At 55.3% G+C, this 6,840-nt stretch carries 7 protein-coding genes; 3 read left to right on the forward strand and 4 right to left on the reverse strand.

Annotated elements, in window-relative coordinates:
- From K5905_RS23610 to phnC, 4 genes are all read right to left on the reverse strand, one after another.
- A partial coding sequence (locus tag K5905_RS23610) for a phosphonate ABC transporter, permease protein PhnE (protein ID WP_297588538.1) occupies nt 1-875 on the reverse strand: 875 nt, incomplete at its 3' end.
- A gap of 11 nt (nt 876-886) precedes the next feature.
- On the reverse strand, nt 887-1,735 hold the full coding sequence (phnE, locus tag K5905_RS23615) for a phosphonate ABC transporter, permease protein PhnE (protein WP_297588541.1): 849 nt from the start codon (nt 1,733-1,735) through the stop codon (nt 887-889).
- Nucleotides 1,736-1,811: 76 nt separating this feature from the next.
- Entirely contained in the window at nt 1,812-2,729 is a 918-nt protein-coding gene (gene phnD / locus K5905_RS23620) for a phosphonate ABC transporter substrate-binding protein (protein ID WP_297588543.1), read from the reverse strand.
- A gap of 55 nt (nt 2,730-2,784) precedes the next feature.
- Complete coding sequence (phnC, locus tag K5905_RS23625; protein ID WP_297588545.1) at nt 2,785-3,618, reverse strand: phosphonate ABC transporter ATP-binding protein; 834 nt, start codon at nt 3,616-3,618, stop codon at nt 2,785-2,787.
- Between the two features lie 392 nt (nt 3,619-4,010).
- On the opposite strand from phnC, the gene K5905_RS23630 reads away from it, so the two are divergent.
- The 3 genes from K5905_RS23630 to K5905_RS23640 form a co-directional block, all read left to right on the forward strand.
- On the forward strand, nt 4,011-4,637 hold the full coding sequence (locus tag K5905_RS23630) for a DapH/DapD/GlmU-related protein (protein WP_297588547.1): 627 nt from the start codon (nt 4,011-4,013) through the stop codon (nt 4,635-4,637).
- A gap of 77 nt (nt 4,638-4,714) precedes the next feature.
- Entirely contained in the window at nt 4,715-5,149 is a 435-nt protein-coding gene (locus K5905_RS23635; RefSeq protein WP_297588549.1) for a GFA family protein, read from the forward strand.
- A 158-nt stretch (nt 5,150-5,307) separates the two neighbouring features.
- A partial coding sequence (locus K5905_RS23640; protein WP_297588552.1) for an SLC13 family permease occupies nt 5,308-6,840 on the forward strand: 1,533 nt, incomplete at its 3' end.

Raw genomic sequence — 6,840 nt, forward strand, 5'->3', positions numbered from 1 at the left:
AGCCGCCGGGTGCCGAACCGCAGGATTTTCGATGGTGTGAAGTTGCGAGCCGCCAGGAATGCCAGCGGCAATCCAAAAAAGGCTGCAGTCAATGTTCCGAGCACCGCCATCATTATGGTTTCAAACAAGGCGTTGAAGATCTCGCCATGCTGCCAGTCCGGATTGTCCAGAAACTCGTGCATGATGAGTGACATGTTCGATTGGCTCGGATCGATGCGCATGTCGGACAACGCAAGAGCCCAAAGCTGGCTGAAAGGCATTCCGTAGAGTTGCGAGTGGAAAGGAAACCAGAAGTTCTCCCAACCACCGAAATAGTTGTGCACCTCGATTTTTGTGCGGGTCACCTGAACGCGTCGGTCCAGTGTCGGTCTTGCGTTGAATTTTTTCGGATCGTCGCTGAGCCATTCGGGAACCGGGCCGGGAGGCAATTCGGTTTCAACGCCGCTGTGAGTGGCAGTAACCCTGATCGTCCCGTAGTCCGGAACTGTGAATTCCATCACCTTGCCGTTGATATCGACTGTGTAACCCTGCCCGAGATCGACAGTGGCGTCGGTCCCTTCCACGTCCACCCAGTCCGGCAGACTGTCGGCGTCGTAAGATGCTCGGCGTTCTCCCTCAATGGCCACTTCCATGATGTCGCGACGCAGCAACTTGGTGACATGGACCTTGTAGGCAACGGAGTCGGTGGCCAGGATCAGTGCCCGGTTCGGCTGGGCCTTTGACAGCAGATCCGGCACCCCGAATGCGAACCAGGTGTAGACAAGGTAGAGCAGGATTGCCGAAGGAACACCAACCGTCACCCATGCACGGCGGCGGACATTCTGAAAGACGGTGTCGCGGTCAAAAACCGGTTCATGAAGCGTGTCCACAGTCATTTCGATGTTCCTTAATGAGCCCGGCCAGCGCCGACAAGCTTGCCGCGCAGAAAGGATGATGTCTGGTCGATGAGCATGATGGTGAGGAACAGAAGCACGAATATCGCAGCAGTCTCGTCACCGGCGCCCTGCCCCCATCCAATCGTACGGCGCAGTTCCTGGCCGATGCCCCCGGCGCCGACGAACCCCAGAATGGCGGAAGCGCGCACATTGATTTCAAGGCGCAGCAGAAAATAGCTGAGGTAGTTGGGAGCCACCTGCGGCATCACCGCAAATCGGATCCTTTGCACCCAACTTGCCCCGCAGGCCGACAACCCCTCGATGGGCTTGCGATCAATGTTCTCGTTCACTTCGGAAAACAGCTTGCCCAGCGCTCCTGCAGTGTGAAAAGCGACGGCGATCATGGCCGGAACGGGGCTGGAGCCCAGAACGAAAATCAGGAACAGCGCGATAATCAACTCCGGAAAGGCGCGCATAATGTCCATCATCCGCCGAACCACCGGAATAAGCGGTCCCCAGCTGTCGACATTCCGTGTCGAGGCCATTGCCAGAACCACGGCCAAGGCGCCTCCCAGCAGGGTCGCAACCGCGGCAATATTCAAGGTTTCAAGCATTGCGGGAAGGAAATGCAGGATCAGGCCGAAAAAGGCAGGCCCGGCCTCCCAGGCTTCCGCAACAATTTCACCCGGATAATCAAAGAATTTGGATAGGCCTTGGAGGAAGCCCCCGGAGTTCATCTCGTTTGATTTGGAGTATCCGGAAACCAGCACCGCCACGACCAGCAGAATTCCCATGAGGGAATAAAGCTGGCGGCGTTTACGCATGGACAGGATTTCCTGTTCGAGAGCGGCAACAGCCATTACCAATGTCCTTTGAAGGAGATCGCAAGAAAACGCGGGCCGGAAGAGGGCCCGCGCTCCGGTTCAGGCGAACCGATCAGTTTTTGTTTTTCGCCTTACGGGCTTCAACAATATTGACGTATGCGTCGTGAGTGATCGGCATGAATCCTTTGGTCTCACCAGCAGCAACGCCGTAAGCGCACTCGGGGTCCAAGGAATTCAAGGAGGCCATCAGAGCGGTCATCTTGATTTTGACGTCTTCCGGAAGCTTTTTGGACAGAACGATTGGGCCTTCCGGGATCACCGGCGAACGCCAGATTTCACGCAGCTCGGTCATGTCGACCAGGCCGGCATCGGAAGCCTTGCGCAGTGCGCCGGAATTGTAGCCGTCTTCCCACTCGCCGAGACCATCGGCCCAGGTCACACCGGCATCAATGTCGCCGTTGGATACAGCAACGATTGTCTGCTCGTGACCACCGGTGAAGACAACGTCACCGAAATAGTCGCCAGGGTTCATGGAATACCCTTCCTGCGGGATGGCGATCGACGGGATCAGGTAGCCGGAAGTGGAATTCGGGTCACCAAAGCCGAAGACCTTACCCTTCATGTCGTCTAGAGAGTTGATCTCATTGTCGACCCGGGCAAAACCGATGGAATAATAGCCGTAGCCGCCGTCGACATTCACTTTGATCAGAACCGGGTCTACGGCTTCCGGATCGGTCAGGAAGACTTTGGCGTAGCTGGATGCACCGAGCCAGGCCATGTCCAGGTTGCCACCGAGCAGGCCTTCGATAACGCCGTTATAATCGGCCGGAGCGAAGAGCTTGACCGGAACGCCAAGTAAATCCGCAGCTTTCTGTTCCAGGCATTCGTAAGCACGCAGGCGGTCGGAGGCATTTTCACCACCGAGGATACCAATGCGGAATTCAGAGATTTCTGCAGCACCAGCAACAGAAGCGTTCAGAGCGATCGTGCTGACAGCAGCAAGCGCAGCGACTTTGGAAACGATTTTCATTTGGGACACTCCCCGAGAGTCTGAATCTGATGACGTTGGAAGGGGCGCAAACGGTTCAGACCGCTGCCGCCGCCGGGGTCATCACACCGGCGGATTCTTGAGTGCCGGACCGGCCGGCATCGATGGCAGTGGACGTCGCTGCCTCGTTGAAGTTTTCATCAGCGCCGTAAATCTCGCGGGCAGCCGCCGTCGTCAGCTCTTCAGGCTTGCCATCGAAAACAATGAAACCGTCGCGCATACCAATGATCCGGTCGCAATAGCTCCGGGCCGTATCGAGCGTATGGAGATTGCAGATGACAATCTTGTTGTCGCGCTCGTGGATTTCACGCAGCGCGTCCATGACGATCTTGGCGTTCATCGGATCCAGCGAAGCAATCGGCTCATCGGCCAGGATCATGTGCGGGTTCTGCATCAGGGCTCGAGCGATGGCGACGCGCTGTTGCTGACCGCCGGAGAGTTCCTCTGCCCTTTTGGTCGCTTCCTGGACGATGCCAAGCCGGTCAAGTGCGGCGAGTGCATCATTGACCTCTGACGCGCTGAATATGTTGAAGAGGCTTTTGAAAGTCCCGTGGCCGTTGAGACGACCGAGCATGACGTTTGTTGCAACATCCAGGCGCGGGACAAGATTGAACTGCTGGAAAACCATGGCGCAATCGCGCTGCCAACGGCGCATCATGCCGCCCTTGAGGCTCAGAATGTCCTGGTTTTCGAACAGGATCCGGCCGGAGGTTGCCGGCGTCAGTCGATTGATCATCCGCAGCAGGGTTGATTTTCCCGCGCCTGACCTGCCGATGATGCCGACCATCTGCGGTTGGTCGATATTAAATCCGACTTTATTGACCGCAGTCCGAGATCCGAAGATCTTGGTGACTTCCTGAAATTGAATCACGCGCCAGCCCTGTCCGTGTTTGTTCGATGTGCTGGGCGACAAGAGCCATTGGACGATTACAAAAAGATGACAGGTTTTTGTCTGCTGGATCAAAGATTTATGACGGTTCCATGAAAGTGTCGCCCGATCCGCTTAGGTCGCATCTGTCCAAGCCGGAATTTCCACAGCGGCCTCAAAGCGTTCCGTCCTCAGGTATTGCCTTCGATGTTCGTCGGAGATCGAAGAAACAGACCTTATGGAGCGCTGACTTTTCTGATCGAAAAGTCACTCCAGCAACCAATTAAAATTGTTGGATACAGTCATAATACTGTCATTAAACCGTCACTGATCTTCGCACCCGGATCGCTAAAACGCGAGATCACTGTTGCTATTCCAGATCCAATGGAGAATTCATGTCCGCTCCCAGCCAAAAATCCACCCTTACCGAGGCTCCAAATATTCATGCAGACGCAAAGGTTCTGAATTGCGATCTGGGGATCTGGACCGAAGTCGGTGCAAGGACTGAAATGCGCGAAAGCCAGATGGGAGACTATTCCTATATCGTCCAGGATGGCGACGTCGTCTGGACGTCAATCGGAAAGTTCTGTTCGATTGCCCGGCGCGTACGCCTCAACCCAGGCAATCATGCGACCTGGCGCGCATCACAACACCATTTCACCTACCGTGCGGCGGCTTATGAGCTGGGCGAGGATGACGGAGGCTTCTTCCAATGGCGCAAGGATGACTGGGTCACTATCGGTCACGATGTCTGGATCGGTCACAATGCAACTGTCCTGGCGGGCGTGACCATCGGCACCGGAGCAATTGTTGCAGCAGGCGCCGTCGTTTCCAAGGATGTTGCTCCCTATACGGTTGTCGGCGGTGTCGCCGCCAAACCGATCAAGCGGAGATTTTCGGAATCCCAGGAAGAAGCCCTGATGGACATTGCCTGGTGGGACTGGTCTCATGATCGGCTAAAGGAACGCTTGCCCGATTTCCGCACTCTATCGATTGATGCCTTTATCGAGAAATACAGATAGTCATTCTGCTATCCCCTTGAGTGAATATGATCCACCACCCGATTTGCTAGAGTGCAAACAGGAAAAGGGGATGAGCGATGATCAAACGTGTTGCGACATGCCGGTGCGGCCAGTTGAAAGCTGAATGCGAAGGCGAGCCCGTTAGAGTATCCGTGTGCCACTGTCTTGAGTGCCAAAAGCGCTCCGGCAGCGCCTTTGCAACACAGGCCAGATGGCCTGACGAGCAGGTCACGCTTTCGGGTAATTTTTCTGAATGGGAACGTGTCGCAGACAGCGGACACAGGGCGACCTATAGATTTTGCCCTCAATGCGGCTCTACGCTTTTCTACATCATTGAAGGCTGGCCCGGAGTGACTGCCATTCCGGTTGGAGCCTTTGCAGATCCTGAATTTCCACCACCGAAGTTTTCCGTTTACGAACACCGAAAACATTCCTGGACAACCGTGTTGGGGGATGATGTTGAGCATTCTGCAGATCCGGGAATTGCCTTCACACAAGGCAAACTCACGTAACCTGAAGATGTGCCGGCTCAGTTCGCGTCAGGCAGTCGCGGTTCCGGATGAGCATTAAATATTGGAGAGAAAACGAAACGAGAATTGCAACGCCGAACAGCATCTGCAAATCTTTGCCGTGGACATGACGAAAGTAAATCCAGCGGAAATCGGCAACAATGACCTTTGATCAGATTTTCGTTTTCGTGCTGATTGGGATCGTTTTCTTCAGCTTTTTCAAGGAGTTTTATCCTCCGGAGGTCATTGCTCTGTCCGCGTCTGCTGCCCTTCTTGCCACGGGCATTATTCAGACGCGGGATTTCCTGACCGTCTTCAGTTCCAGCGCGCCCATTACCATTGCCATGATGTTCATCATTTCTGCCGCGCTGGAAAGAACAGGCGTCCTTGAAGTGCTTGGCGAATTCCTGCGCAAGCAGGCAAAGGGTTCTTATTTACGGGCAATGCTGTTGATGATGACGGGAACCATGATCGCATCAGCCTTCATGAACAACACGCCTGTCGTAGTTCTGATGACACCGGTAATGATCTCGATTGCCGCCGGAATGGGCTTGTCGCCTTCGCGTTTCCTGATCCCCTTGTCTTTTGCCGCCATATTCGGCGGAACGCTGACGCTTGTCGGGACGTCAACCAACATCTTGATGAGCGATGTTGCGACCGACAGCGGGTTAGAGCCGGTGTCCATGTTCGAGATGACAGCCCCCGGGCTCATTCTGGCTGCCGTCGGCATGATCTACATGATGATAGCGGGTCGATTTCTTCTGCCAGACCGCACTTCCCTCGCCGATCTTCTTTCTCAGGAAGGCAAACGGACGTTTGTTTCCAGGCTCGTGGTACCGGCCAGTTCGCGCTATGTCGGCAAGCCTCTGCCGGCTCTTCCCTTCGATCCCGGAAGCGTCAGCATTGTGGACGTCATCCGAGGTGGTCGTTCTCTTCGCAGACATCTGGATACTGTGTCGCTTGAGGCAGGAGACCGGGTGGTGATCAAGTCGGATACCGGGGAAATTCTTGGTTTGAAGGACAACAAGCAGGTTGCGTTTCGGGACATGGATGACGCCAATCTGGAACCGGCAAAAGACGACCCGACCTTGTTGCTGGAAGCCGGGATCGGGCCTCGATCTGCTTTGATAGGCCGTCCCCTGGGCGATCTGGAAATCCGCAGACGATATGGCGTTTACGTCATCGCGGTCCATCGCAAAGAGGAGAAAATCACCTCCACGACCGACGAAATGAAATTGCAGCTCGGTGACACGATTTTGGTCGAAGGCCCCGCGGAAGGCATTCAGCGACTTTTGAAGGATGGCAAGGTCGTCAATCTTTCCCAACCGTCCGAACCTGCAATGCGCAGGCGCAGAGCCCCCATATCCGTTGCCGTGATACTGGGTGTGATCGGCCTTGCCGCTCTGAACGTGATGCCGATTGCCGGGCTCGCCGTTATCGGCGCAGTGCTCGTCATGCTGACCAAATGCATCGATCCCAAAGATGCTATCGAAGCAATCGACTGGCGGATCCTGTTTTTGATCTTCGGCCTATTGGGTCTCAGTCAGGGCATGGAGAGCACCGGGGCTGCCGAAGTCGTTGTCGAAACTGTCGTACGGCTTATCGAAGGTGTCGGCCCGCTCGCGATTTTGGCCGCGGTCTACATTCTCACCAGTCTGCTGACCGAGATGGTCAGCAACAACGCCGTTGCTGTT

It is taken from the genome of Roseibium sp., assembly GCF_025698965.1.
Classification (GTDB): Bacteria; Pseudomonadota; Alphaproteobacteria; order Rhizobiales; family Stappiaceae; genus Roseibium.